This is a genomic window from Lutispora thermophila DSM 19022, assembly GCF_900142105.1.
GTDB lineage: Bacteria > Bacillota > Clostridia > Lutisporales > Lutisporaceae > Lutispora > Lutispora thermophila.
The window spans coordinates 123,708-149,567 of record NZ_FQZS01000004.1 but is presented as its reverse complement, the minus strand read 5'-3'; the positions used below and the strand labels follow the sequence as shown (position 1 = coordinate 149,567).

Sequence of the window (25,860 nt, the reverse complement as noted above, 5' to 3'; positions counted from 1 at the left end):
GCCCAAGGCTCTAGAGGCTTAAGGCTAGAAGCCAGGGACCAATAACTAATAACTTACTATCACATATTGTCCTGGTCGGGTGAGGATCGTTTCTATGAGCTTTTCGCCGGTTTCTTTGGTGAAGTCTACCATCTCCAGTTTATTAGACGGTACGTCATAGTAGTAAAGTTCCAAGTTTTGTGCATTAGCGTATTTTGAGTCAAGGACTATTGTAGCTTCGATAGGTTCTTTAAATTGTCTTATATCGGTGGTCTTGTCCTTAACTTGGAGCTTGAAGTCTATGCCTATGAGTTTCACCGGTTTGGTTCTTCTATTCAGGAGCATAAGTATTTCATCGTATCTTTTTCCCGTAGGCGAAGATAGTTCTATTATGGCTGCTGCATTGTCATAGTCTGTATTTATGCTCATTATTTCTGTTGTGGCCAGCGCATTTGTGTGGAACTTAATGGATACATCTTTATCCCATATTGTATAGTTCTTGCTGTAGTTCTGAATAAGTTTAACCGGTATTTTTACCTGTCTTGAAACTCCTGACTCTATGTTTTTGTTTCTCAATTCTATCTGATAGTATTGGGACGCCTCTTGCAGGCTTTTTTCACCTACATTGTATACAAACTTGTCCTTGGTGCTTTCTGTCCAGTCCATTCTGGAATTTGGATTAATATATTCATTATTGTATTTTGCTTCAGAATGTACTTTATCCAAGGTTTTTACTCTTTGAGTCTGAGCATATTGCTGAGATACTCCGAAGTCATTTACCGAATATATTCTAAATGCGTACCAGGTATCTGGTATGAGGCCCCTCAAATAGTATATATGTTTTCCTTTTTCTGTGAACTCCGGTTCCACAGTCATGATATAGTTAAAGTTGTTAAGTTCCTTGGCCTCTCTCTTTTCTCCAAAGGAAGCATATATCTGATATATTTCTGCACTGCCTGTCCATTCCAGTTTTACCGTATCTCCATCCACAGGTGTTGCTTTTGCATTGGAAGGCCTATCAGGCAGAGGGCGTATTACTGTTATTTTATATTCTTCGGATACTCCACCGTCAGGGTTTATGACTATTATTGTGCTTGATCCTTCCGACATGCTTGGAGTCGTCACATATATCATTATGCCATCTTCTACCTTTGTTGCAGTGGTTTGTGTGCCACCAACCACATAGGCTTCTTCATCATTTATCTTAAATACTTGAATGCCTGTTTCCCCGGAATCCAGCTTATCCTTTATGGTTCCACCAAATATGACTCTTGCGCCTTGCTGGAATTCAATACCTTTTATTATTATGTTTTCTCCTCCTGTCATTCTGAAGGTATCACTGCTGTACAAGCTTCCATCTTCAGCCAATAATTCTTGTATTTCAGGAGAGCTTATGATGGTTAGCGCATCTTTCTTTTCGTCGGAGCCATAGTCCGAATTTTGAACCATGACGGATACTTTGCCTGCTGTCAGTCCTAGTGGCACTTTGACCTTGATTTTCTCAGTGCCTTCTATTTCTAATACCTCTGCTTGTATGCCGCCTATAAATACCTTCAGTCCAGGTCTGAAGTCGCTTCCTATTATTGTAACTGTGTTTTGTCCTCTGCTGGAAGTTTTGTCGGGTATTACACTTTCAATAACAGGACCGCTGAGTCCCTTTTGATATACTACAAAGTATGGCTTGCCCATCTTATAGTATTCATTTGGTTCTCTGGTGCTGGTTACGCCTCCGTCCTTATTGTCCACGGTGATTGGCTTTTTCAGCCCGATTTCGCTTTCGTCAGCAGGAGGTATTACAACTAAGAGACTGTCTCCGTTGGTGCTTCTGTCCAATATCTGAAGCTCCTTATCATCCAAGTAAACTTTAGCAGTCCTCTTAAAATTGCTTCCTTTTATGGTAAGGAGAATTCCCCCGTTTACTCCTACATAGGTATAGTACTCCTGGTCATCGTTTTTAGGAGTTCCTTCATAGTCTTCTACAAGGCCGCTGGAGCTCTTGAGAACCTTATTTATAGGTTCTATTGAACTTATGACAGGATAGTCATAGGGGTTCATGTACTCAAAGGTAGCAGTGGCCTTTCCCTTATCAGGGTTTATAAGTTCTATAGGTATATTGGTACCTATGGTATGATAGGTAGGTGTAGTGACGAAAATCTGGTTTGAGTCCACATATCGTACATTTTCAGAATATCCGGTGTCAATCAACAACCTTCCGTCTTCTAATTCTACCCTCACAAGGCCTATTCCCTCGAAGGAATTTCCTTGGGCATCTTTCATAAGTTTTAGTGGAATATATTTTACTGTGTTGTCATATCCATTTATGACTGCCTTGTATATTTTGTCATCTACCACTTTTGTCATGGTAAGCTTTGTGTTGGTGCCTGATGCATCATATTCAAAGGTCATATTGTTTTCTGAAAATCTCACCGTAGTTCTTTTGTTGTCTATTCTTCCAGAGTTCTCCAATTGCCTATCTATATTTCTGTTTGTAAGGCTTCCGAATCTCACAGCCACCATTTGCTTAGAATCAAATTGGTTTATTCCATTATCCACCTTGCCATTATATACATCCATGGCAGATGTAGCGAAGCCGCTTCCTCTAAGTTCTACGGTGTCTCCCCCCTGCATTTTGCCTGTCTTCGGGAACACCCTTGTTATCTTGGGGTTAGAACCTTCATAGGTATAGGAGAGTTTGTTGGATGTTCCTGCATCATTGTTTACCAAATATACATCCACTTTTCCGGCAGTTCCTTCAGGAGTTATAACCTTCAGATATCCTCTGGAGAATTCCACTATCTTTGCCAATTTATCTCCAAAGAATACCTTGGGCAGTATAGGCGACTCTAAGTATTTGTCAAATACAGGGTGATTTAAGTCTTGTTCCTTCAACCACTCATTTAAGTTCGCTTCACTATCCCATACTTTGTTGCCGTTTATGTCTCGGAATGGTTCATCATCATTTCTTACTCCATCCCTGTTTTTATCTTCATAGGGTTCGAAGAATCTGAAGTCAGTACCGGTGATCTCCACCACCTCACCGCCGGCAGCGGTTCCTTTTGCAGGTACTATCTTTATCAATTGAGGATGGCTGGTAGGTACTATATAGGTAAATCCTTTTTCCATGCTGTCGCTTCCACCGTCAGGATTTACTACTACCACCGGCACGGCATATCGGCTTGTTCCCTTTTCTTTAAACAAATCTCCGGGATAAGCAGGTACTTTTCTTACAGTTATTTTTTTGCCGTTTGGGCTCACTTCTATATCATTAGATGGAACTTCAATGCCGTTTATATATACCTTGGCCTTATCTATGCCTATGTCCATGAAGTCATTTCCTTCAATGTCTATAGAATATCCTCCGTCAGTAGTGCCTTCATTTGGCACTATTTTTTCTATTTTGGGTTTGCTTTGGGGATGAGAGAAGTAGTAGAATCCATTGGTGCCTGTTTTGCTGTCTCTCTTGGTGTCCGGGTTCACTACTGTCACATCATAATATCCGTCAGCAGGAAGAGCCGGCACTTTAATGTATATGGTATTTTTGTCCACTACCTTTACCCTGTTGCCTATTATTTTCTTATTTGCATCAACCTTGTACGGAGTCTCCATGGTCAGCTTGAGTATTTTGGTTCCTTTATCCGTTATGGTGATGCCTGTTGCATTGGATTCAAAATCATATATGAACCCATCTTGTTTGTCTGCCTTTATATCTCCACCATCAATAATCAATTTATAGGTATTGTAAACTCCATCGCTCAGGATTACATCACCTGAGCCGTCGATGGTTAATGTATAGTAGTTTCTGTTTTCATCAACAAATATGACGGAATAATAGTAATCCCTTACTTCAATGCTGGTCAGGTCTCCATCCTTTTTCAGACTAACAATCTTTTTGCCTTCTGGATCTTCATAGGGTTCTAATACAATCTTCTTTTGGTTGTCAAGATTATAATCGTTTATATCAGTATTTCCCAGAAGTACTCTTGTACCTATAAGCCTATACCTTAAATCCGTCCTGTCTGTCGGATCCGGTGGTATAAAGTTTTCACCTTTAATTACAACCAATGTTCCCGTATTACCGGATTTTGGTTCAAAATCTGTTATCTTAGGATTGGTATAGGTTGTCACATAATTAAAATGCCATGTGGCAGAGCCTCCAGTTGGGTTCATAACAAGTATCTGGGTTGTTCCCTCTCTGCCTGCCGGAGCAATAAAGCTAATGCCTTTTCCGTCTTCATCTCTTTTTATATTGGTTATTTCCTTTCCGTCCAAGAAAAGCCTTACACCTTCCATGAAGTTGTTACCGGTGATTTTTACTTCCACTCCACCGTCAACAGATACAGTGTCAGGATTTACACCTGCAATGATAGGTTCTTTATTTTCTTCCACTGTAACAAATTCCACCGCATCAACTTTCATGTTGTACAAGCCTCTTTCGTTGGAATTCCTGATAGGATTTATAACAGTTACATAAGTCTTTCCAATATTTCTTACTATACTATTGGCAGGAAGATAAAACAGTATCTTGGTACCTATTTCGTTGCCTGAGGAACCATCCAGTTCAACACCTGTTGAGCTTAATACTTTCATTTCCAAATCTTTAGTATAATCAGCATCTCCTGCATTTGGATTCAGTGTCAAATCAGGTCCCAGTTCAACTATAGGATATCTAACCACATCCTTGCCGGAAGCATCTGTGTATTTATGAACCATGAAGTTTTTGCCGTATATGGCTATCATTATTCTTTTATCGGCTGTACTGTATCTATTTACATCTAACTCTTTGACTTGTATTTTTTCCGGTACTATGCTTTCAACTAGAGGTTCTGTCTTGCTGGGTATATAGGTATAGCCATTGGGCAGAACAGCCCTATCTGTAATAGTCTGGATTACTTGGTCCAATGAATCCATGATGACTGTTTCCATTTCTATTACCACATCTTTTGTGGGATTCACATCTGCATCAGTAACCTGAGCTGTCCTGATGTTTATGATATCCAGATTGTTTTTGAACTCGACATCAGGATTATCATTAGAGTCTTTAAGAAAAGTAGCCTTGTCTCCAATAATTATTCTAATGGTCCTTCTGGCCTTGTATCCAGAAGAATTGTTGTAAGACCCAGTTGCATAATCAATTACCAATTCTCTATTGCCGTCTCTAAATGTGTATTTTTTATCATCAGAATCCGGTGTAAATTCAGGTATATTCAATGTGCCGACAAACTGAGCTGATATGGTAGCTTTTGAACCGGTATCAGGTCCGGTTTTGGGATTGATGCTTATTACCTTTGATTTGATAAAAGCGCTTATTACAGTAAACTTTTCCGTCAATATTTTTTCCTTAGTAACAGCATTCATAGGGTCTTCACCGGCTGATACAGCATTGGTGAATACAACATAATATTCGCCTACATCTATGTCAGGAACTTCTACCGTCAATATATCCTTTCCATTGACATTCTGCTGGAAGGTTTTATTCTTTCCTTTGTTTGCTTCTTTATATGGATCAGTACCATCGGTTTGTCTCAGGAAATATACATCATAGGAATCCAATTTACCTGCAGGCGCTTCAAAGTACACCTTGTCCCCTTTCTGACCTCTATTGGGATACATTTTCAGGTCTTGGACCTCTATATCTTGATATAACCTGAATTGGTCTTTGTATGTATATATGATTTTAACAGTTACTTCAACATCCTTGTTATTTGGATTAAAAGTTTTTGTTATTTTTTCTGTTTTTTCAAATATTATGTTTTGAAGTCCTAAAGGACCAGTAGGATTTGTAATCGTAAGCCTATTAGGATCAGTTGTAGTTGCCGATATAGGTGTATAAGCTCCATCGTGTTCATATCCTGCTGTTATGTTAGTAGATCCACCTATATTGTTAAGATTTGTACCTTGTATTATTAATTCCTCTTTTCCTTCTTTGACTCTGCGGTTTACACCAGTCAATGTAGGCATTTGATTTTCATTCAACTGTATGTGAACTCCTTCAACTACCACTTCGTTTCCCAATTGATCGTTTTCCAGATCAAATTGGAGTATGCCTTCAGTGTTTACAGTTCTCTTGGTAAGAGGACTATATGCATTGGCATAGGTTAATATTCCTACTGCTGCATCTTTAAGATAAGAACCGGTTATAAGGAGCTTTCGCTGCTCTATATTTCTATTGGAATCATATATCTTATATATTGTTACAGTTTCTATCCTAAAATTGCTAGGGTCATAGGCATGTACTTGCAAAACACTTATAGGCAGCATATTGAATATCATTATAAAGGCCAATAATATAGCAGCTTTTCTTTTCATTTTTGACATTATGTTCACTCCTTTTTTGCTTTTAGTCTACAGTATCTAGCATTGGGGCATTCCTTTTCCGTCCTGCTGCTTGTTATAAGTTGTAAGAGCTTAGGTATCCCTCGTTCATAACACATAGATCAGAGCTGACTTTTATATATATTTCGGCATATTTATCCATAATTCTTAGTGGTAATAATTTCATTATATCACAGTCTTGGAGTATTTAAATAGGCTAAAGGTACAACTTTACTTGAGTTGACTTTTATGCTGTGATAGGATATAAGAAGCAAGTTATGGTTGATGTTGAAATGGAGGTAAAGGATGAAGCGTTTTAGTCTGGTGTATAAGATAATATTTATATATATTGCTGCCAATTTGTTGATTTTTGCGCCTGTAAATAAGTACATATACAATAATGTAGGCAAGTTCTATACCATCTTTCGAGATAATCAGAGATTGTTCAAGTATGACAGGATGCCTGACTTGTCCATGAAGGGCCATTGGATAAATAAATATTACAAGGATAACCATAGAAACATAATCATGGTAGGGGACTCCACAGTGGAGGACTTTTATGTAAAGTATGAAGATTCCATAGGATTCCTTCTGGACAAAAAGCTTTTTGGAGAAGATGACAGGCCCAATGTATTCAACTTCGGCAGCAGTGGTACCAAAACAGTCTATGTGATGGAAAGGATAAAAAAAGCGGCAGAATATAATCCGGATCTTATAATATGGCAAATGGGTGCCGGCAGTTTCACCGAACTGCATTGGATTTTACCTCCCACCCCTGAAAGCTATGACCTAAGCTTGGGCGGAGGATTGGCCGGTGCTTATAGGAATATACTGAAAATGAACAACGAGAATGCTTATTTCATATCAAGGGAGCTGAGGAGCAATCTTGTTCCTCTCCATAGATACAAGGAGTTTTATGAAGAACTGGCAAAGGGCATCAAGGCTAAAGCCACAGGAACTCCTCTCCCATATCCCAATGACAGGCATATGAAGGTGCAGATTGGGGATGTGAAGATTACTGAGCAGTTTTATGGCATACCCTTTGATGCTTCCACAAGATATTTTGAGGCAGTTGGTGAGATTTGCAAGTATGTATCCCAAAAGGGTATTCCTATGATGATATATCTGGCTCCAATAAACCAGAGCATTTTGGCTAAAAAGTATGAGGGAGGCTATTACGAGAAAATGGTTGCCGCTATCAAGGCACAGGCAGATCCCTATGGGGTGCCTCTTTTAAACTTAAATGATGCGGTGCCAGATGAACTTTTCATAGATGGGGGACATCTGAAGGAAGAAGGAGACCGCATAGTGGCAGATAGATTATATGAATTTATAGTTAAAGAATTCCCGGAACTCAGGGAATAGTCAGGAGGACACCGTGAAGGAAAGCATTAAACTCATAATCCGATTTTTACCTATACATTCAATAGTTCTATTTACATTGACAGGCCTGTTGTTTTATCATATAGCCTGCAAAAGAGACAAGGGTGACGGTTCTTTTTGTCCCACCAAAGCTATAATACTGATTATATGGGGCCTGGCCTTTGCCTCTTTGTACGGTCATCCCATCTTTGCTCTTGCTACAATAGCCTTAACTGTGATCATTTATGGTATATGCAAAACACTTATAAAAGTACAGGATAATAGGCTTAAAAAGCTGCTTTTGTATTTAGGAGTGGCCCTATCGCTTGGAACTTTGGCTTTATTTAAATACCCTGTTTTGAAAAACCAATTGCCTTCGATGTTGCAGGTGAAGGCCTTGGGTATTTCTTATTTCACCTTTAAGTTTCTCCATGTGGTTATAGATACATATAGGGGAAGGTTAAAGGACCTGGATCCATTGACCTTCGGTGCCTTTATATTTTTCTTCCCAACCTTTTCTGCCGGACCCATTGACAGATATGGCAGGTTTAGCAGGGAATTGAAAAGCAATCAGAGCCTTGGCAAGGAATATGTGGATGAGGGAGTTACACGGGTCATAACCGGTCTTTTTAAGAAGTTTATCATCGCAGATAAGACAGGAAGCCTCATCAGTGCATTGGCTCCGGATATACTTGCTGCTTCAAAACCTGTGCTTTGGCTGGTAATGTTTCTTTATTCCATCAAGGTTTATTATGATTTTTCCGGCTACTCTGATATTGCCATAGGTTTGGGAAGGCTTTTTGGATTTAAGGTGCCAGAGAATTTCAATAAGCCATATCTTAAACCTAACCTGGTGCTTTTTTGGCAGAATTGGCATATGACATTGACTTCCTGGCTGAGAGAATATTTATTTATGCCCCTAGGGAAGCTATTGATGAAAACTGTAGGCACCAATCACCCTTGGCTCATAAACAGCATCTGTCAATTGGTGACCATGGCTGCCGTAGGCATATGGCATGGCTCCACCATGAGTTTTCTCATTTGGGGATTGTATCAGGGGGCAGGTTTATCCCTGTACAGGATATATTCGGATTTACTGAAGAAGTATGGTTCCGAAAGATTGCTAGAGTGGATGAATGGCTCCAAATTGGTATACTGGTCAGGAGCTTTTGTGACTTTCGTGTTTATGAGTGTTGGATGGACGTTCTTTATATATAGATGGGAAACGGCAATAAAGATTATTGTTAAATTATTCTAAGAATTCCTGATTAAATTTGTCGCTGGTGGCTACTCTTTGGCATTAGGGTATTCCTCTAGGATCTTGCCATGGCACATAAGACCCGTAGCACGAAGCACAAGAAGCATGGAGGTAATATTGTGATGAAAAATGAGTGGATAAGGGCTATAATATTGTTTATAATGCTATATGCGGTGCTGGCCTTTGGAAATTTTGGCACCGGATTTCAATATGTTGGTTTTTAGAGCAATGATCCATGAGTAAGTGTTGGGCTTTTAAGCTTATCTGAAAAATTGGAGGTAGTAAAATGGATAAAAGAGAAGCTATTAAGGATTTTTTATTGAAGAATATTATTAAAGGCAAAAAGGATTTAAGTTATGATGAGTCACTGATAAACAGTGGTTTGATCGATTCTTTCGGCATCTTGGAGTTGACTTTTTTCATAAACAGGACTTTCGGCATTAAAGTTGAAGATTATGAAATATTGGATGCTGAGGCTGATACAATAAATAAGATGGTGGCATTGCTAGAAGAAAAGTCCAATTGATAGCAGGGAGTGATTTTTATCAATATTGCTGATTTCATATTTGATAAAAACAAGGACAACATGGATGAGAGGGCTTTGCTGTATGTAGACAGACTAGGCAGAGAGGAAAGCTGGAGCTACAAAGATCTGGATTACATGTCCAACAGGGTGGCTAATTTGCTTAAGTCACACGGTATAAAGAAAGGGGACAGGGTGTTCGTCTATCTGGATAGGTCTCCTGAAACCTATTTTTTCATACTGGGCATCTTCAAGATCGGTGCAATTTATTGTCCTCTCTTTCCTTCCTTCGGTCCTGATGCTGTGAGGGAAAGATTTTCCGACTGCCAAGGCTCTTTAATAGTTGCTGAAGCTAAGCTTTCAGAGAATGTAGAGGGCTTGCCGAGCATATTGGTTGACAGGGAAGGAGAGTTCAGGAGAAGGCTTCTATCCATGAGTGAAGATTTTGAATCAGTAAAAATGTCCAAGGAGGATTATGCGATAATTCATTATACTTCCGGTACCACAGGCAAGCCTAAAGGAGCTGTCCATTGCCACGGTGCTATAATGAGCCACTGGAAGACCTCCAAGGACATAGTAGGATTGAGACCTGGCTTGAAGTGCTGGTTTACTGCTGATCCGGCCTGGGTAACAGGAACCTCCTATGGCATATTGGGGTCATTAAGTACAGGAGCCGATATATTGGTGGCAGAGCCTGGCTACAGGATGAATCAGGTATTGGGACTTCTGGATAAATACAAAATAGAAATATGGTACACTGCTCCTACTTTGCTGAGGATGCTCATGCGAGAAGATCCGGCCAAGGCGAAGGAATATGATCTTAGCCATCTGAAGAAGATATTCAGTGCCGGAGAGGCATTAAATCCTGAGGTATGCCGCTGGGCAGAGGATAATCTCGGCCTGACGGTGTACAATCATTGGTTTCAAACAGAAACCGGTTCAATAATAATTGGATATGATGGCACTTTTCCCAAGAAGGGTTATGATACCATGGGAAAGGTGTTGGTAGACGTGGAAGCAGAGATATTGGACGATAATTTTAATCCTATGCCTCCCGGAGGCAAGGGTCATTTAGCTTTAAAGCCGTCTTGGCCTTCCATGTTTCTGAATTATTGGGGGAACCCAGAAAAGTATGCTGAGAAATTTAAGAACGGCTGGTACATAACCGGCGATTTGGCTTACAAGGATGAAGAAGGCTACTTCTATTATTTGAGCCGTGAGGATGATGTAATAAATACGGCAGGGCATTTGGTAACGCCATTCGAGGTTGAGAGCGTCCTCATGAGCCATCCTTCAGTAGCTGAGGTGGCGGTGAAAGGCATGCCGGATAAATTGATGGGAGAGGCTGTAAAAGCTTTTGTGGTGTTGAAAAGCGGTTATGAACCTGGTCCCCAATTGGAGATCGAGTATAGATCATTGGTACGAAACAGGGTATCTCCTTTTGCATCTCCTCAGGAAATTGAATTTATGGATGAACTGCCAAAGACGGAGACAGGAAAGATTATAAGGAGGATATTATAGCAAGCATAGGGCATTCCTATGGGGTGAATCGCTGACCTCTGGCTGCTGGTCACTAGCACTAAAGATTACCTGAAGCATATGGTAATAAAAATAAGTATTGTTTATTTATACTTACTATATTTTATGTCATTATTGTTTAAAGTAATCATATAGCTGATTGATATATGATTACTTTGCATTATTATGCATCACTTAGTATATTTATCCATTCATGGCGTATATTGTCGTTATTTGTCATTTTATGATTAGGTTAGCGATTGCAGCACTTTTATGCTTATAACATTTGATATATGTCTAACCTATCATCTATAATTCTACAAATTTTTTATGTTTTTTTCTAACCCTATTGCATATTAATTCCTGATGTAATATAATTAAATTGTATTTAACCCCTGAAGTCTCATATTATAGAGACACAATCGTTAACCCCACTCAGTATTGCACCCTGTAAAGGGTGCCTTTTTTATAATAATATTTCTAAACGGAAACCTTTCTTAAGATATGGGATTTGAATTAAATAGAACAGAAATGAAAGGTTTGCCATATTATTTGAATATTTGCACAAATAATCCTTTATTATGGCTTTTTTTACGCAAACCTTGGTATATATTGGAGGAAAAATTTACTTTGTGTAGAATAGTATAGATTGGGGGTGGATTACTTGGAGCAAAGGATTATTAATGATAGATACGTTATACTAGATACTCTTTTTTCTGACAAGTATCAATCTCTCTATGCATGTCAACTGGCATATAGCGACATAAAAGATAAATTTATTTTAAATGAATTCATCGACAAAGATATCATTGATATTGTAAAGAACAACTTTTACTATAGTAATGACGGTTTATCAAAAATTCTCATGGATTCCTTTGAAATTGATGGAGTATTTTATGCCTTATTTCCTTTTCCTAACGGAACCCCCATGGAGGAGTATCTCTCCAAGCACAACCTCACCATTGCAGATAAGATGTTTATTACAGAGCAGCTTTTGAAAAGATTTATGGAAATTGATAAGTCTATTCCTTTAATCCAATACATCTTATGTGACTTGAATAACTTATCAGTGATCAACGGAAAGTATTTGAACTTTTCCAATCTGTTTTGCTTTGATAAGGATAATCTTAATATAGATTTCAGTCAGGTAAGCAAAAGGATGGGACAGATCATTTGCTGCATATTCGCCAACACTCCTCAAGGAGACATGGAAAAAGACAAGGATGCCATCCCTCCTGCCATATTCCCCATAATTTCCAAAGCCATGGCAGGCTCTTACAATTCTACAAAGGAGATTTATGATGACTTTAAGAATACTCTTCTTTATACAACCTTTATCGAAGATGCTTCCTTGGATGATCAGATAAGAAAAAACCTGATAAAAGCAAAGAAGAGATACGTAGTGTCCTGGCCCAGATTCATAGCTTCTATGATGATCTTGGCAGCACTTATAGGAGGAGCATTCTGGTTATTTGGAAAAGCTATTCCGTCATTTATATCCAGAGGAAAAGATACAGAAATTGTACATAAAAAGGTCAGCAACAATCCTCCGGTAGCAGAGTTTTCCATAAGCATAAATAAGGTCTATTCGGGAGATGATGTGGTTTTTGTTGATAAATCTTCAGATTCAGATCCGGAAGATTCGATTGCAGCAAGGCTTTGGACCATAGAAAAAGACGGTACCGTAATTTACAACTCTGATAGAGAAACTCTGAATTATACCTTTGACGTACCGGGAAATTATAAAATATCCCTTGTGGTGCAGGATTCAAAAGGGGCTCACAGCCAACCTTTCATACATAATCTTAAGGTTCTTGAAAAGCCGGATATACCTGATGATAAACCCGGTGATGATTCACCGAACATTAAGTAGGATAAAGGCTTATATTATTGCAAAGACAAAAGGATCAGAAGCAGATATATCTGCTTCTGATCCTTTTTATCATGCTGTTTTTCATGAATATCTGTACTGACACATATTATTTGAGCTTAAATTTACTGATTACATTCATCAAATCATCAATTTTTTCTTGTGCATCCTTCATTTCATTAATCACATCGTTGGTTTTCTCAATAATATTCGTTGATCTTTCTGCTATGTTTGATATAGCTTCAGTTTCTTGATTTGTTGACATGCTTACTTCTTCTATGGCTTTTATCATGTTCATGACCATGTCTTTCAGCGTGGAGAATGAGCTTGAAAAATCACTGACCAAATGTTCGAAATACGTAGCGTCATTACTGTATTGCCCGGATGTGTCAACCAGTATTTCATAATCCTTAATTACCTTTTTATCTACAAGATCCAGGACCTCATTTGAACTCATTACCAGCTTGTTTACGGATTGCAGAACATTCTCCGTTATCTTCTGTATTTTTGCCACTGCATTTTTTGATTCTTCCGCAAGTTTCCTGATCTCATCTGCCACAACTGCAAATCCTTTTCCTGCTTCTCCTGCTCTGGCTGCTTCTATGGCAGCATTGAGGGCCAGAAGGTTGGTTTGTTCCGTTATAGCCAATATTGATTCTGACAGCACGTTTATTTGTTCTATGGTCTTAGATTCTTCTATGGCTTCCTTAAGCTTATTTTGGGATACATCATATATGTCATTGACATTCTTCTTTGATTCTATAGCTTCTTTTTTTACTTCCAAAGCCCTATTATATATGTCTTTTGCCGATATTACTCCTTCTTCTGCTTTTTGGGCTATATCATCAAGAATTTCTGTAATTTCGTTAGATGTTGCATTCATTTCTTCCATTGATGCTGAGGTCTCTTCCATACCGGCTGCAATTTCTTCCGTAGTGGCTGAAACGTCTTCAATGTTTTTATTCAAATCATCCATATTGTTCTTTATGTTATCAAAAACATTAACAATGTTTTCTATCGAATCAACCACATTGTTTATTATGTTCTTTTGTGATTCAACCATCTTGTTAAATCCATCGGATAATAATCCAATTTCATCTCGGACTTTTGTGTTTGCCCTGACGGTCAAGTCTCCTTCTTCAGCCATTCTAAAGGCATCCAAGAGAACCGGTATATGCTTTAATATGCCCTTAACCAGTATAAAAATAACCAGAGATTGGAATGCCAATGCAATTATTATGATTGTAATGAAAATTGTTCTGAAGGAGTAAAGTTCACTATGGGCTTCTGTCACTGGCACCAGCAAGGCTACTGCCCAGTCACTCAACGGTATTGGACTATAACTTATATAATATTCTGATCCATCAACTGTGATTGCTTCTGTTCCTGACTCCTTTGAGAGCATTTTTCTGCCTACAGCTGATAAGTCTCCCTGGATTTCTTCTATCGAATCTCTCATAATCAACTCTTCGTTGGGATGATATAAAAATCTACCAGTATTGTCTATTAATATTGCATAACCTGAATCTTTATATTTATAGCTACCCATTATTTTTGATATATCGTCAATTGAAATATCAACAGCAGCGACACCTATAAGATTGCCATCGCTGTCATTGATAGGCGTTGCCACGGTAATAACGAGTAGGTCCGTTCCTGAATCTATGTAGGGTTCTGTTATTGCTATTCCATTATTTTGCCTTGCTCCCACATACCATGAACGGCTTTTGGTATCATATCCTTCCGGAGGTTGAAATTCACTGTCTGAGATTATGTGGTTTACATTATCCAAACCAATAAATACATTTAAAAAGTTACTATCTTTATCCTTTATATGATTGAGAGTCTTTAACAGGCTTTGATATCCTTCCGTTGTCTTTGCTTCCTCTTTCGAAGGAACTCTCTTTATGTATTCCTTGATATAGTCATTATGATTTATTTCTTCCACAGCCTCAACTGCAATATTTAGAATTTGTTCAATGTCATTAATTGTAGATTCTTTGGCTGTTACCATATCATTCTCTATAGCATCAACAATAATGTTTTTCGTTCTAAAATATATTTGAACTGACATAATTGACATAATTAGAAGAACTGATAAAGAAGTAAATATGAACATCTTTAGCATAATACCATAACGAACCTTTTTCCCCATAACAATTACTCCTTTCTCTTAAAATTTGGAGTCCACGTCATATTTAATCGTGGTTTTATAATAAGTATAGTCTCAAAAACTAAAAAATGCAAATATTTGTCGTAATATGTTAATTTTCTGTCAATTTTTGAATTATAATGTTATTCATTTATTTTTATGATTTATAGCTAAAAATCTCCACAAAAATGATATGCTATTGCATCCCGTCATAACCATGGTCTGTTTCAACTCTTCTCCTATCTTTTCTGTATAAAAAGCAACTCCTTCTTCCCCTCCGCCGTAGGCAGCCACAGTATATGGCCTGCCGATAAGAACTCCGTCGGCACCCAATGCCAGCATTTTGAATACATCTATGCCGCTCATGATGCCCCCATCTAAGTATGCTTAATCTTGGAAAATTCTTAAAATTAGATAGATTTAAGCTTTGATTGGAGAAAATGTATCTAATGAAGCATTAAAAACACAGAAGTATTTCGTCTTACTTTTACCCAATCAAAACTGCAAAAGAGAGACATGGAGAACCGTCTCCCATGTCTCAAAATAATTCACAGAAATTTAAATGTTTAGTTGATAATAATATAGTAAAATAATAATAGTTTGCTTCAACTATAAGGCTACACACAGTATGAGGCAAAAGAGATATTTAGAAAGGTGTGGAGGATTGTGTCAAACCCAATAAAAGGAAAGAACATTTATGCTATTATAATAGGTCTATTGATCCTATTGGTATTAGCAGAGACTATTTACTACAATTCCAAAACGGGAGATAATGAGATTGTCGCTAAGGTAGGTAATGAGAAAATCACAAAAAATGAATTATACAATTTCCTGGTTTCTCAAAACGGACAACAGGCTCTTGATTACATGATTTCCGAAAAAATCGTGGAGATGGAAGCCAAGGCTCAGAATATTGTAGTTCAGGATGCAGAAGTAGAAGCAGAAATAGAAAAAGCTGCTGAACAGTATGGTAGTGTTGAAGCTTTTGAGCAGGTTGTAACAGCCTATGGCTATTCAATGGATTCCATAAGAAACGATGTGAAGAAGAGCTTATTGATAGAAAAGCTTTTAAGACCCTCCATTGAAATTACCGAAGAGGAAATGAAAGCATATTTTGAAGAGAACAAAGCTTACTTAGGTGAGGAAGAGAAAGTTAGGGCAAGACATATTTTAGTAGACACTGAAGAAAAGGCTTTGGAGGTTAAGTCCAAGTTGGAATCCGGCGGAGATTTTGCAGAATTGGCTAAAGAGTATTCAAAGGATGATAGCAATAAGAATAATGGCGGAGATCTTGGATTCTTCCCAAGAGGCCGCATGCTTCAGGAATTTGAGGATGCAGCTTTTTCTTTGGAAATAGGCAAGATAAGCGATCCTGTAAAGACAGATTATGGATATCATATCATTAAAGTTGAAGAAAAGAAAGCCGGAAAAGAAGCTACCTATGAAGAAAGCAAAGCGGAAATAATTGATGCTTTAGTAGAGGAGAAGTTGCCAGAGGCTTACGACACTTGGCTTGAAAAGAAATATGAATCCTATAATATACAAAGTTTTCTCTAAAATAAAAAAGGGTTCCTTGGGACTTTAAGCGACTAGCTTACTTTTATGCTGGGCGCACTAAAATAGCGAAGCAGTCTTAACTGCTTCGCTATTCAGATATATTCAATATTCCAGTCATATATAAAAAGGCTAATCAACGACTATTTCCACAAAGCGCCTTAGAATTGTAGCTGCTTCTGCTTTTGTGACGTTGCCCTTTGGATCGAATTTTCCATCTTCCTTGCCAATCATAATGCCCCCTGTGCAATGCCTTTGACGGCATCTTTTGCCCATGGGCCGATGTTGCTCCCATTTGAATTCAGTTCAATCACATTGTTCAAAACACTCTTCAACACCAGCCATCTTATGTCTACTTACAATAGATGGCTTATTTTGTTATACCATTTTTACCTTAAAAAACTAATAAAATTTTTGAAAAATATACTTGACTTTAATTAGCTGTTCTAAGCCTTTATAACAATCAAGAGAACTATGGGGGATAGTCCTCCATGACTTTTTTAGTAAGACATCGGGGACGGTTCTCTCTGTCTCAAAAAGTTAGACAGAAAGAATCGTCCCCGGTGTCTCATCTATATGAAAGGCTTCCCTGCCATATCTAAAAGTCTTTCTTTCATTACTGCTTCTTCTTTCTCATTTACAAGGAGAAGCAGATCATCTCCCGATCTTATCAGTGTATTTCCCCTTGGGATAATTTCCCTATTGCCTCTTTTTATGCCTACAATCAGGCAATTCTCTGGCAGTTGAATATCTCTTATCATTTTATTATCCATTTGAGAATCCATTGATACAGGCACTTCTATTATTATTTTCTCATTGCTGTCGCTTTTCATTTCAGCTTTTTTGTTGTTTCTAAGAATCCTTTCCAGCAAGGATTCATAGATAGGCTCAGATCTGAGAAAATCTGCGGTTACATAAGCCACCATGCTCACTAAGCTCAAAGACAGCAAATTGGATAAAGAGCCTGTCATTTCCGTAATAAGTATGCTTCCGGTTATAGGTGCTCTCACTATGGCTGTGAAATATCCTGTCATAGCTAATATTATGAAGTTCTCCATGTATCCTTTTTGAAAACCAAATATGCTTTCCAAGGCAGAGCTGTAAATTGCCCCTGTCAAGGCTCCCAATACCAACAAGGGAAAGAAGATACCTCCCGGTGCTCCGGAACCGAAGCTTATCATGGAATAGGCGAATTTCATGATAAGTATGAGCATCATCATTTTCATCCCATAGCTGTCCTGAATCAGGGAATCAATGATACCATGGCCTCCTCCCAAAACCTGGCGCAAAGTCATCAGCAGTATGCCCGCCAAAATAAATGGGATTATGGGGCGATAGTGAGCCGGAAGCCATTTGATTTTAGCATACATATCTTGAGTTTTCAGCAGTGTTTTGTTATATATTACACCGCAAATACCTGTTATTATTCCAAGCATTATTATATATCCATAGTATCTTAGGGGCATGGGTGATATTTTATGAAAATTAAAGACCGGCCTCAATCCAAAAAATTGTTTTGATATGAAGTCAGCAGTTAATGAAGCCGACATGGCAGATAATAATATTAGTGGAGAAAAGTGTCTATGTACCTCCTCCAAAGAAAACATAACTCCTGCCAATGGTGCATTGAAGGCTGCGGCCAAGCCTGCACTGGCTCCGCTGGTTATCAAGTATTTTTCTTCTATCTTAGGACATTTTAATATCCTGCTGACACCTTGTCCAGCCGCGGCTCCAAGTTGTATGGAAGGCCCTTCTCTTCCCAGGGAAAGACCTGCTCCTATGGATATTATTCCTCCCAGCACTTTATTGATGATTATTCTCAGCCAATTCATGCTAAGTTTTCCTTGCAGTACACCTTCTACCTGAGGTATTCCGCTTCCGCTAATCAAAGGTTCCTTTTTCAATAAGTAACCCACCAAGAAGGCTGCCATTATCAAAAACAAAAACCAAAGCCATATGAGATTTGGTTTTTGTTTTATCATTTCCATAATCATGGCTCTAAATTCTTCGGCTCTTTCCAATGCGATTCTGAAAAAAACTACTACCAGCCCTGCAAAAATACCTACAAGAATACCCTCGCCCACCAGCTTCATCTTGAAGTTTCTTTCGTGTACTATAAAATTATGCAAGTATCTTTTTATCATTTATGTATCCTCCTGTTGTCCAGCTATAATCCAATATAGACCCCGTCCACTGCCAGATCCTTGATCCAGAGTATTTTCTTAAGATATACCCTAATGCCGCTGCTGTGAGGCTTGATAGTTTGCGCCACATACACATTTATGCCATCAATGTCATGTAGTATAAAGCTTTCTTCCAATTGGGGCTTACCCATCTTAACAGCGGGTTGTTTTACTGCTCTTCAGCCACAACCGACCCTTGCCATATGAAGTATGATCGAGTTATCCATGGTATTTTGTCTTATATATTCTGCAGCTTGCGGAGTGATGGTGATGTTCATGCCAATTCCACCTTTTATATGTGATGGTTTTATTATACCATATATAAAAATACATAGAAGATTGCCATAAGAAATACCTCATATGGGACCATTTGAGAATTCATTAAACCTTTCCTGCAATTCATCACAGAAAACCAGCAGCAAAGCACTTATAGATTCCTGCAGAAAAGTTGAGCCACCGGGAGAATTGCTCCCGGTGGCATTATATTATTTCTTTCTTCTAACTATTTCTTGTGCTATGAAAGATGCTACATCATCTGCATAGGTACCGGCTCCAAAGCCTGCATCATAACCCAATTCTATTGCAAGTTCATGAGATATTCTAGGTCCACCGCAGCACACGATGAATCTGTCTCTTAATCCTTCCGCTTCCAGAAGTTCGATAAGGTTAGTAAGGTTTTGTATGTGTACATTTTTCTGCGTTACTGTCTGAGATACCAACAATGCATCTGCATTCAGTTCAACAGCTTTCTGGATGAATTCTTCATTGGCTACTTGGCTTCCAAGGTTATATGCATCTATCATTTCATATCTTTCGAGACCATAGTGTCCAGCATAGCCTTTCATGTTCATTATGGCATCTATACCTACTGTGTGGGCATCAGTACCTGTTGATGCTCCTATTACAACCAGTTTTCTTCCGATGTTGTCTTTGATGTATTGATCTGTTTCCTCCATAGACATGGTTGTGGATTCAACCTTTGTAACTTTTATGCTGGTTACATCTATAGTATGAATGCAGCTACCATATACTACGAAAAATGTATAGCCTACTCCCATGTCCTGGGCCAAAACCACATTGGGTTCTTCAAGTCCCATCTTCATGGCATATAGTCTTGCAGCTTCTTTTCCTACTTCATCAGCCTTGATGGGCAGTGTAAAGCTGAGCTGCACCTTGCCATCATTCATGGTGTCACCATAAGGTTTAACCCTTGTGGGGTCAAAGGTGGTATCAAAATCTTTTTTGCTTGTGGAATATAAACCTGAACTCATTTCACTACCTCCTCTCGGCTACCGGCTTAGCATCATTGGAATAAAGGGGTTCATGTATTTGTCGTCTTTTACAACAACACCGTCCAGACCCTTTCCTCCGGTTCTGCTTCTCTTTACTCCGCCAAATTTACCTTGTTCTATAGTTGCGAAAAGCCCTTCTTCTTCTATTTCTAACAGCATATCGGCAGCTTTCTGAAGAACTTCTGCTGCTCTTGTCTGGATTATTCCGCCTTCTTTGAATTCTACTTCATCTCCAATATTTTTCATGTTATTGAAGATATATTTTGCATTTTCTATGGACAGGGCTCTGTCAGACATGAAAGGTGTGTGTATTGCTTCTGTCATCATGCCTAAAAGCTGGATTCCCTGGTGAGTCCAAATGGATATCATGTTGAAGAGTGCGTCCTGTAAATGGCCCCTGAAAATATTGCCTGTCATAAACTTTGTAGGAGGCATGTATTTCAAAGGAGCATTGGGGAATATTTCCCTAGCCATCTGAGCTTGAGCCAACTCCATTAGGAAGCCGTTTTCTAATGATGGATCCATTTCAAAAGCATGGCCTAAGCCCATTTGTTCTTCAGGTATTCCGGCTTTCAGTGCCAACTGCTCATTCAAGAACTGGGAAGCCAATACAGTATGAGCTTCTTCTACAGCATCAGCAGTAGTGAGGTAATTGTCCTCCCCTGTGTTTATGATAACTCCTGCAAAACCGTTTATGGTTCTTGAGAAGAATTGGTCAACAAATGTTCTTTGCATGTTTATATCTCTGAATAGTATGCCGTATAGGGCATCGTTTAGCATTACATCAAGTCTTTCCAATGCACCCATGGCTGCTATTTCAGGCATGCAGAGTCCGGAGCAGTAGTTGCAGAGTCTGATGTATCTGCCTACTTCTTCTCCTACTTCATCCAATGCTTTTCTCATGATTCTGAAGTTTTCCTGAGTTGCATAGGTTCCACCGAAGCCTTCTGTTGTGGCTCCATAAGGTACATAGTCCAAAAGACTTTGTCCTGTGGTTCTTATAACAGCTATAACATCTGCGCCCTGTCTTGCTGCTGCCTGTGCCTGTACCACATCTTCGTAAATATTACCTGTAGCAACGATTACATAAAGATATGGTTTTGGTCCTTCTCCCAATTTAGATAGATATTCGTCTCTTTTTTCTCTGTTCTTTCTTATTTTTTCTATTGCTGCCAAAGCCATTTCTTCTGCTTTTGCTTTTATTTCCGCTTCAGGCTTAACAGGAAGTTTTGTAATGTCTAACTCACCTGCTGCTATTTTTTCAGCTATTTCCTGAGGAGTCAGTCCTGTGTTGAGAACTGCATTTGCCATATAATATGCAATACCGGTAGATAATCCGCCGGCTTTTTTCAGATTGTCCACTACTATATTGGGAAGTGGAGTACCTATTTCGTCTACACCGTCAACTCCATAGAGTCTGAGTATGGTTCTCTCCACTGCAACAGTTGTATGTTGATCCACAAATTTTTGGACATCATCTGCTATTTTCCTTGCAGAGTTTCTGGCCCTATTGATCAGATTCTGGTCAAGGTTCAACTTACTTCTCATGTTTTACCTCCTTATATTATGCTATTGGGTATTCCTATTGGGTCTTGGCACGTGAGCAAAAATAGCCGTCCCTGATGTCTTAGTTTTCTAAGATGCTTTCCGCTTCTTTTAGTATTTCCTCTGGTACGCCAATAAGTCGGGAAATATTTATGGCATCTTTGGGCACTCCTGTGTTGCCCACTATTTCAATGAGTGTATAGTCCATATATTGAGATATGACATCCGGATCGCCAAGTTTTTCATAGTCCACATTTCTCAAGCCTTTAACCTGAAGGTGCTTCACGCCTTCCCTCACCAGTCCGTCAAAGTGGGTGGTGATTATGGTTATGCAGGGTTTTTCCATAAGATAACTTATGATTCCATAGGATATAGCATAGCCTTCCCTTGGGTTTGTGCCTCGTGCCAGTTCATCTATGAGAATTAAACCCCGTTGGTTGCACATGTCCAGCATTTCTTTTATTCCCTGCATCTCGGCTCCGAAGGTGGATAGTCCGGAGTCAAGGGATTGCTCATCACCGGCTGATATGAATATGAAATCCCAAAGGCTTGCTTCCATATATCCGGCAGGGACGAAGAGACCGTATTGCACCATGGCTGCCAAAAGCCCTATGAGCTTTAATGAAACGGTTTTCCCCCCCATGTTTGCTCCCGTGATTACTGCAACACCTCTTTGAAGATTCACGCTGATAGGCGTAAAATCTTTGCCTTTTTTCTTGAGGCCCGCTTCCACCACAGGATGTCTGCCGTTTTTTATGGTACAGCATATTCCCTTAGATATTATAGGCTTTACTGCATTCATGGCAATAGCCAAATAAGCCTTGGCAACGAGCAAGTCAAAATGTGCTATGGCGTCAATGTTTCTCAGTATGGCCTGTCCCTGTGAAGCAACTTTTTGGGACAATTCTTCCAATACCTTCATTTCTTCCAGAGCTTCCTTTTCCTTCAGATTCTCTATTTCCTGCATCAGTTGAGCCATCGATTCATCAGGTCTCACTTTGAAAGTAACATTGATGTAGGTTTCTGAGAAAACCTGAAGTTTTGGACAATCTATAAGCTTTTTAATCAAATCCGCCTGATTTCTGCTTATTGTTATGTCTCCAGTGGATCTCAGCTTCAAACCTGTCTCTGATTCCACATCTCTGGCTTTTTTCTGCCTCATTTCTTCCAAAAGGTGTTCTGCCTTAGTCCTTTCGGCTCTCAAGTTTCTCAAGGCTTCCGAGTAGCAATCATAGATATAAAAAGTTTTTAATCCGCAACTTTCCGGATCAAGAAGCTTTTCTACTTCCTCCAGCACATGTACTTTATATTTTTCAGGAATCTTCCAGTGAAGAGCCGATTGGCTTTGAGATATGGAGCGCATGATGGATATGAGGTTTTTTAATTCGAAAAACTCTACAGAATTCAAAACCCCGCCTTCCATGCATCTCTCTACGGATTTTCTTATATCTTTTATACCCCTCATGTGGGTTCTGATTTCTACAAAAACCGCTCTTTGAGTATCTACAAGCTCTCTTATTTTCTCCACTCTGTCCAATTCTTCCTTAAGTTCCACTTCTTCTGCCCTGGTATAAGGCTTCATAAGGCTTTTGAGCTTGATACCAAAGGGGGTTATAGGGTGCAGATCGCTCAGCACCCTATCTATATCAAGAATTTTGTATGTCCTATTGTTAATATTCATAACCATTTCCCCCTTGCATTACATCATACACCGGAATATCAGGTATTGCTCTTCTCATGTTTTCCAAGAAGGCCGCTGAGTCAAAATAATAGCCTTCGGGGGAATAGGGATTAATTGTAACTGCAATAATATTTATGGCATCTACCACATTGAGCTTGAGACCCATTTTCTGCAGCAGATGAAGCTCTCTTTGAGGGATGAAAATACGTGTTCCATCCTTCACCAGTATAGTGATTTCACTTTTGGCATTTTGCATTATATCCTTCAGGGTATCAGCAGTGGCAGATCCGGAAAGAACCACATATCGAGTATCTTCTGTGAGGGCTTGGGCAATTAAGCTGCCGCTTCTCAAGGATGTAAGGGTATCCACATAAGTTATTGATAGATCCTCATTTATAAGTCCAGTCTTGCCCTCTTCGATTATGCCTTCTGCCAGATCACGGATCTCGCCTCTTTCTGCCTGAGGTATGGAGTATGTGTTTATTATATGCAATGTCTTATCTATGACCAATTCCTGAGATCTGGCTAAAGCCGCTCCCGTAGCCAATATGGTGCCGTCAGATACAAAAGGTGCAGCTGAGGCTCGTCTGTCCAAGGAACCATCAATGAGGACTAATTCTGCTCCAAAGCTCATCATTTCTTCACACATGGCCTTTATAGTTCGGGATGAATAGGGTCCGGATATTTCCACATATCCATCTTCAACAACCCGACCTATGACAACTCGTCCCATGGGCGTATTGTAGTCTGTTACAGAGTATATCTCTATGCCGGCATGCTCAGGTTTTATAGCGTTTTCTACAGTGGTTATTATGGTTCCCTTTCTTACGAAAACCGGCGGCTTCTCAGTCTCTGTAAGCACATCACGCCTTTCGCCGTCTCTTCCGGTAGATATAAGGCCAATGGGTATGCCTTTTTCTCCTGCCTGAAGAATTATTTCGTTTAAGGTTACGGTTTTGCCTGCGTTTTTGCATGTGCCCACTATGGAAACTATTCTATTTTTTGGATAGATAAGATCTATAAGTTTCATGATGATCTCCTTATATTAATTAGTCGCTGGTCACTAGCATCAGGGTATGCCGTTGGGGTCTATATTTAACCACCGTTCACTGGCTGCTAGCTACTAGCATAAGTATAGGCCGTTGTTGTCTAACTTAATACGAGAAACTATTTCTATTCTTTATTAGTGAGCCACGGAGAACCGTCCCCAGTGGCTCACTTGATTTGTTCCTATTTCTTTCTATTTTTTGCTCTTTCTTTTCTTAACATTTCTGTTGGTTCAAGGTTCATTGCATTGCCTTGAAGCAATCCTGCTACACCGCTGAGTCTATCTTCTCTTTCCTTCTGGCATACAGGACAGTTGCATGGTTCTTCTATATACTCAGGTTCTGTGTAAGTAGTGATTACACCTTCGAAGTTTCTGAGTATTACTTTCTTCTTGCTTTGAGATATTACATACTGAGGCATTACAGGTGTCTTTCCGCCGCCACCAGGAGCGTCAACAACGAATGTTGGTACGCAGAAACCAGATGTATGTCCTCTCAAGCCTTCAATGATTTCTATGCCTTTTGATACAGTAGTTCTGAAATGTTCTATTCCCAAGGACAAGTCGCACTGGTAGATGTAGTATGGTCTTACTCTCATCTTTACTAGTTTGTGAACAAGTTCTCTCTGGATATGAACACAATCATTTACGCCTCTTAGAAGAACTGACTGGTTTCCTAGAGGTATACCTGCATCAGCCAACATGTTGCATGCTTTTATAGTTTCTGGAGTAACTTCCTTTGGATGATTGAAATGAATATTCAACCAAATAGGATGATATTTTTTCAACATGTTTACCAATTCAGGAGTGATTCTCTGAGGCATAACTACTGGTGTTCTTGAACCAATTCTTACTATTTCAACATGAGGAATTTCTCTAAGCTTTTTGATGATGTATTCCAATGTCTCATCTTTTACTAATAGAGCGTCACCGCCGGAGAGCAATACGTCTCTTACTTCTGGTGTGTTTCTGATGTATTCTATAGCTTTGTCTATTCTCTCCATTGGAAGTGCATCATCATGTTGTCCCGCAAATCTTCTTCTTGTGCAGTGTCTGCAGTACATGGAGCACTGATCTGTGATGAGGAGAAGCACTCTGTCTGGATATCTATGAGTAAGTCCTGGTGTTGGTGAGTCTTCATCTTCGTGGAGAGGATCCAATTGGTCTGCATCTGCCTTATTAAGTTCCAAACTGGTTGGAACAGCTTGTTTTCTGATTGGGCAGTTAGGATCGTCCGGATCCATGAGGGAAGCATAATATGGTGTAATAGCCATTCTCAATGTTTTGAGGCATTCTTTGATTCCCTCTTCTTCTTCAGGAGTGATGTTTATAACCTTCTTAAGTTGTTCAACGGTTGTGATTCTGTTTGAAACTTGCCATTTCCAATCATTCCATTGCTCAGGAGTAACATCTTTCCATAATTCTATTTCAGTATAATGTCTCATTAATCAAACCTCCTAATTTTTAATCATCAACATTGCCTGGAGTATTTCTATTTGCCCTTACTCGTAATTCGGGTTGCGGAGCGGTTATGAACCGCTCCCTACATCATATTAGTCACCCTGAATCATATCTTTTAGTTCATA

General features: G+C 39.2%; 16 protein-coding genes and 1 pseudogene. 6 read left to right on the top strand and 11 right to left on the bottom strand.

Annotation, left to right across the window (positions count from 1 at the left end; all coding sequences use genetic code 11):
* Nucleotides 1-45 precede the first annotated feature (45 nt).
* Complete coding sequence (locus tag BUB48_RS02745) at nt 46-6,294, bottom strand: IPT/TIG domain-containing protein (RefSeq protein ID WP_073024297.1); 6,249 nt, start codon at nt 6,292-6,294, stop codon at nt 46-48.
* 303 nt (nt 6,295-6,597) lie between these two features.
* Between BUB48_RS02745 and BUB48_RS02740 the strand changes: the two genes are divergently transcribed.
* From BUB48_RS02740 to BUB48_RS02720, 5 genes are all read left to right on the top strand, one after another.
* Nucleotides 6,598-7,656, top strand: coding sequence for an SGNH/GDSL hydrolase family protein (locus BUB48_RS02740; protein WP_073024295.1), 1,059 nt, complete (start codon nt 6,598-6,600; stop codon nt 7,654-7,656).
* A gap of 13 nt (nt 7,657-7,669) precedes the next feature.
* Complete coding sequence (locus BUB48_RS02735) at nt 7,670-8,911, top strand: MBOAT family O-acyltransferase (RefSeq protein WP_073024293.1); 1,242 nt, start codon at nt 7,670-7,672, stop codon at nt 8,909-8,911.
* Nucleotides 8,912-9,197: 286 nt separating this feature from the next.
* Complete coding sequence (locus tag BUB48_RS02730) at nt 9,198-9,437, top strand: phosphopantetheine-binding protein (protein WP_073024291.1); 240 nt, start codon at nt 9,198-9,200, stop codon at nt 9,435-9,437.
* Between the two features lie 9 nt (nt 9,438-9,446).
* The gene (locus BUB48_RS02725; protein WP_073024289.1) at nt 9,447-10,955 is read left to right on the top strand and encodes an acyl-CoA synthetase; all 1,509 of its coding nucleotides are present in this window, start codon (nt 9,447-9,449) and stop codon (nt 10,953-10,955) included.
* 661 nt (nt 10,956-11,616) lie between these two features.
* The gene (locus tag BUB48_RS02720) at nt 11,617-12,825 is read left to right on the top strand and encodes a PKD domain-containing protein (RefSeq protein WP_073024287.1); all 1,209 of its coding nucleotides are present in this window, start codon (nt 11,617-11,619) and stop codon (nt 12,823-12,825) included.
* Between the two features lie 106 nt (nt 12,826-12,931).
* On the opposite strand, the gene BUB48_RS02715 is transcribed toward BUB48_RS02720, so the two are convergent.
* The gene (locus tag BUB48_RS02715; RefSeq protein ID WP_073024285.1) at nt 12,932-14,977 is read right to left on the bottom strand and encodes a methyl-accepting chemotaxis protein; all 2,046 of its coding nucleotides are present in this window, start codon (nt 14,975-14,977) and stop codon (nt 12,932-12,934) included.
* Nucleotides 14,978-15,121: 144 nt separating this feature from the next.
* Nucleotides 15,122-15,358 (bottom strand): annotated as a pseudogene (locus BUB48_RS02710) (alpha-hydroxy-acid oxidizing protein); the annotation flags it as partial.
* A gap of 282 nt (nt 15,359-15,640) precedes the next feature.
* Here BUB48_RS02710 and BUB48_RS02705 point away from each other — a divergent pair.
* Nucleotides 15,641-16,531, top strand: coding sequence for a foldase protein PrsA (locus tag BUB48_RS02705; RefSeq protein ID WP_207648309.1), 891 nt, complete (start codon nt 15,641-15,643; stop codon nt 16,529-16,531).
* Nucleotides 16,532-16,660: 129 nt separating this feature from the next.
* On the opposite strand, the gene BUB48_RS17480 is transcribed toward BUB48_RS02705, so the two are convergent.
* The 8 genes from BUB48_RS17480 to kamA form a co-directional block, all read right to left on the bottom strand.
* Entirely contained in the window at nt 16,661-16,804 is a 144-nt protein-coding gene (locus tag BUB48_RS17480) for an S-layer homology domain-containing protein (RefSeq protein WP_084524320.1), read from the bottom strand.
* Between the two features lie 296 nt (nt 16,805-17,100).
* Nucleotides 17,101-18,672 carry a ClC family H(+)/Cl(-) exchange transporter gene (locus BUB48_RS02695; protein ID WP_073024280.1) on the bottom strand — a complete coding sequence of 524 codons (1,572 nt, stop codon included), beginning with the start codon at nt 18,670-18,672 and terminating at the stop codon, nt 17,101-17,103.
* 23 nt (nt 18,673-18,695) lie between these two features.
* Complete coding sequence (locus BUB48_RS18780) at nt 18,696-18,989, bottom strand: CC/Se motif family (seleno)protein (RefSeq protein WP_264175391.1); 294 nt, start codon at nt 18,987-18,989, stop codon at nt 18,696-18,698.
* Nucleotides 18,990-19,196: 207 nt separating this feature from the next.
* Nucleotides 19,197-19,982 carry a lysine 5,6-aminomutase subunit beta gene (gene kamE / locus BUB48_RS02690; RefSeq protein ID WP_073024278.1) on the bottom strand — a complete coding sequence of 262 codons (786 nt, stop codon included), beginning with the start codon at nt 19,980-19,982 and terminating at the stop codon, nt 19,197-19,199.
* 18 nt (nt 19,983-20,000) lie between these two features.
* The gene (gene kamD, locus BUB48_RS02685; protein ID WP_073024276.1) at nt 20,001-21,551 is read right to left on the bottom strand and encodes a lysine 5,6-aminomutase subunit alpha; all 1,551 of its coding nucleotides are present in this window, start codon (nt 21,549-21,551) and stop codon (nt 20,001-20,003) included.
* Nucleotides 21,552-21,630: 79 nt separating this feature from the next.
* On the bottom strand, nt 21,631-23,229 hold the full coding sequence (kamC, locus tag BUB48_RS02680; protein ID WP_175548334.1) for a lysine 5,6-aminomutase reactivase ATPase KamC: 1,599 nt from the start codon (nt 23,227-23,229) through the stop codon (nt 21,631-21,633).
* Entirely contained in the window at nt 23,219-24,259 is a 1,041-nt protein-coding gene (gene kamB, locus BUB48_RS02675; protein ID WP_073024272.1) for a lysine 5,6-aminomutase reactivase subunit KamB, read from the bottom strand. The genes kamC and kamB overlap by 11 nt, the downstream gene beginning before the upstream one ends.
* Before the next feature lie 200 nt (nt 24,260-24,459).
* Nucleotides 24,460-25,719, bottom strand: a complete 1,260-nt coding sequence (gene kamA / locus BUB48_RS02670; protein WP_073024270.1) for a lysine 2,3-aminomutase — start codon at nt 25,717-25,719, stop codon at nt 24,460-24,462.
* Nucleotides 25,720-25,860 lie beyond the last annotated feature (141 nt).